General features: G+C 49.6%; 3 protein-coding genes. All 3 read right to left on the bottom strand.

Translation table 11 applies throughout. The annotated features are described in order from the left end of the window. Positions 1 to 25 precede the first annotated feature (25 nt). Complete coding sequence (locus VN105_RS12155) at positions 26 to 784, bottom strand: 5-oxoprolinase subunit PxpA (protein ID WP_325641198.1); 759 nt, start codon at positions 782 to 784, stop codon at positions 26 to 28. Further along, positions 777 to 1,733 carry a biotin-dependent carboxyltransferase family protein gene (locus VN105_RS12150; RefSeq protein WP_325641196.1) on the bottom strand — a complete coding sequence of 319 codons (957 nt, stop codon included), beginning with the start codon at positions 1,731 to 1,733 and terminating at the stop codon, positions 777 to 779. The genes VN105_RS12155 and VN105_RS12150 overlap by 8 nt, the downstream gene beginning before the upstream one ends. Further along, a partial coding sequence (pxpB, locus tag VN105_RS12145) for a 5-oxoprolinase subunit PxpB (protein ID WP_325641194.1) occupies positions 1,723 to 2,080 on the bottom strand: 358 nt, incomplete at its 5' end. The genes pxpB and VN105_RS12150, both read right to left, overlap by 11 nt.

The following is a 2,080-nucleotide window of genomic DNA, read 5'->3' as shown; positions in this document are numbered from 1 at the left end:
ATAAGCGCTGAGGTATTTTTTTGTTTCATCGGATAAGTATCAGGTTGTTTTTTAACGTCTGGTTGATTATCCTGGCAAATTGAACAGCTTCTTCGCCATCGCCATGCAAGCAGATGGTATCGGCACGGATATCGACTGCGGTACCTTGCAGGGAAATAACTTTTCCGCTTTTAATCATATCAACCACCTGCTCGGCGGCCTGTTCAGGATCATGGATGAGCGCATGTTTATCTGACCTTGCAGTCAATGTGCCATCCTGTTGGTAAGTACGGTCGGCAAAGACCTCATTATAAACATTCAATCCCTTTGCGCTGCCAGCTCTGATGAGTTCACTTCCCGAGAGCCCATATAATATGAGTCCGGGGTCTATATCATAGATGGCTGCTGCGATCGCATCTGCCAGTTCAGGTTTTCTTGCCGCCATATTATAAAGTGCACCATGCGGTTTTACATGTTGCAAAGTCGTTTGCTGTACTTTGACACAAGCAGCAAGCGCCCCCACCTGATACACGACCAGTTCATACACTTCCCGCGCTGAAAGCTGCATCTCACGCCTCCCGAAACCCACCAGATCCGGAAGGCCGGGATGGGCGCCTATTTTGACCTTGTATTTCAGAGCGAGCTGAACAGTCCTCATCATCGTTGCGGGATCTCCGGCATGAAAACCGCAGGCAATATTTACTGCGGAAACATAAGGCAGGATCGCCTCGTCATCGCCCATTTTCCAAGAGCCGAAGCTCTCGCCCAGGTCACAATTCAAATCTACGGTAAGCTGTTTATTCATATTTCAATGCGATTGCACTTTTCAGTTTTTTTAATTGCGTATGCTGTTTCTTCAGTAGGCCATGTGCCTCATCCAGGCTGATCCGTTCAAATCTGACACGATCATTTGGCCCTTTTTGAGCTAGAAGTGGCAGGTCTATGGAGGCCACCTGTGCAATCACCGGGTAGCCACCTGTGGTCGGATGGTCAGCCATTAGGATAATCGCATTGCCATCAGGCGGCACCTGTATGCTCCCGAAGGTCACCGCCGTTGACAACAGTTCCTTTTGTTCTGTTAGCCGAAGCGGTTTGGATGACAGCCGGTACCCCATCCTGTCTGAGTTGTTGCTGATGGTAAATACATCCGAAAAGAAGCTTTTTTGCGCGTTACTTTCAAAGCAGGCAAATTGAGGTCCATCCAGCACCCGAATAACCTCCGTGGTGAGGTCAGGATATAGGCCGGGATCCATGCTCCAATGGAACAAGCTATCTTTGCCCGTATAGTGATGTCGGAAAGCGATGCGGTCTCCTTCATGAAGCGCTCTTCCCTTCCAGCCACCTAATCCTCCTTTACTATAGGTCGACCTGCTTCCTAATATTTCGGGGATATCAAGCCCACCCTGAAAACAAATATAAGCCCGACAACCTAAATGTGGTCGGCCAAAAGAGAGCAGTGAACCAGCCTCAACCAGGACTGGTCTCCACATGGGCAGTGGATTACCATCAATCATGGGCGACAGGTCTGCCCCTGTCAAACAAATAAGTTGAGCCTGTTCAAAGTAAATTATCGGTCCAAGAACAGTACATTCTATCGCGGCTTCATTATCCGGATTTCCGAGGATGTTATTACCAAGACGGAGCGCATAGCTATCCATCGCCCCACTCACAGCCATTCCGTAACGCTGTAGCCCGTAGCGCCCCAGGTCCTGTATCGTTGTTAGCATACCTGCTTTGACGATCTTAATGCCCATTTCTTTTCGTTTTTTGTTGAACAAACTCATCATAGCTTATGGGAACAAAGCATACGCGGTCACCCACTTCAAGTAGCGAAGGGCTCTCCCGCGTCAGATCAAACAGCTGCTGTGGCGTATGTCCGATAATCTGCCAACCACCTGGAGTTTCGATTGGGTAGACGCCGGTCTGTTCCCCCGCGATGCCCACGGCACCAGCCTCAATCTTCAGACGGGGAACCTCCTTTCGCGGTGTCGCGATCCGACTGTCCATACCGCCCATATAGGGAAATCCGGGAACGAAACCGATCATATATACCCGGTATTCGGGGGTACTGTGTAGACGGATAACTTCTTCCTCTGTCAAC

This window comes from Chitinophaga sp., from assembly GCF_035564935.1.
GTDB lineage: Bacteria > Bacteroidota > Bacteroidia > Chitinophagales > Chitinophagaceae > Chitinophaga.
This window is presented reverse-complemented; position numbering and strand designations above follow the sequence as displayed.